The organism is Halomonas sp. ATBC28, from assembly GCF_005937175.1.
Lineage (GTDB): Bacteria > Pseudomonadota > Gammaproteobacteria > Pseudomonadales > Halomonadaceae > Vreelandella > Vreelandella titanicae.
Genome location: NZ_VCQL01000086.1, coordinates 1 through 535 on the forward strand (window position 1 = coordinate 1; position 535 = coordinate 535).

Annotated in this window: 1 protein-coding gene; it reads right to left on the minus strand. The window is 54.4% G+C overall.

Annotated features, from left to right (window positions below):
* Positions 1-144 precede the first annotated feature (144 nt).
* Positions 145-399, minus strand: coding sequence for a relaxase accessory protein MobC (gene mobC, locus E0L35_RS25430; RefSeq protein WP_000091745.1), 255 nt, complete (start codon positions 397-399; stop codon positions 145-147).
* Positions 400-535 lie beyond the last annotated feature (136 nt).

The window sequence follows — 535 nt, forward strand, 5'->3', positions numbered from 1 at the left end:
CCAGTATTCATGCGGGTTCAGCGCATATCACCTCCCGAAAAACCGTGCGTATGTGCTCAATCAGGCGACGGATTCACTTCCGCTTCCTCGCCCACTCGCTCGCTAACGCTCGGTCGCTGGGACTGCGGCGAGCGGACGATACAATCACTGTCCTGGCAGCGCTTCCAGCTCGTTAATCAGCGGCAGTATGCGCGTCACATCAGCCTGTCGCGTCACCTCTGCCTTCAGGAACTGGAGTAACCAGGCACGCAACTGCACCTCCTCCGGCTTTCTGACCTTTGCCAGCAATGCTGCACCCACAATGACCTTCTGCGCTGTGTCCAGACTCCTGCTCTTCGCCTTCAGGCGCTGTAATCTGGCCTCAGCATCAGCAATCTTCTGTTCGAGTGTTCTGCTCATGATGTAACTCCGTGCGCGATGAAAAATCGCATTTTAGCGCGTCACTGGTAGTTTAAAAACTGAGCTGGCATAATGCACGGAAAATCACGAAGTGCACGAAGTGCGCACTTATACAATCTCCACTCCGTTTCGATTG

Excerpts from the sequence above, each read along its gene's own strand:
- mobC (WP_000091745.1), bottom strand. The coding sequence starts at position 399 with ATGAGCAGAACACTCGAACAGAAGATTGCTGATGCTGAGGCCAGATTA.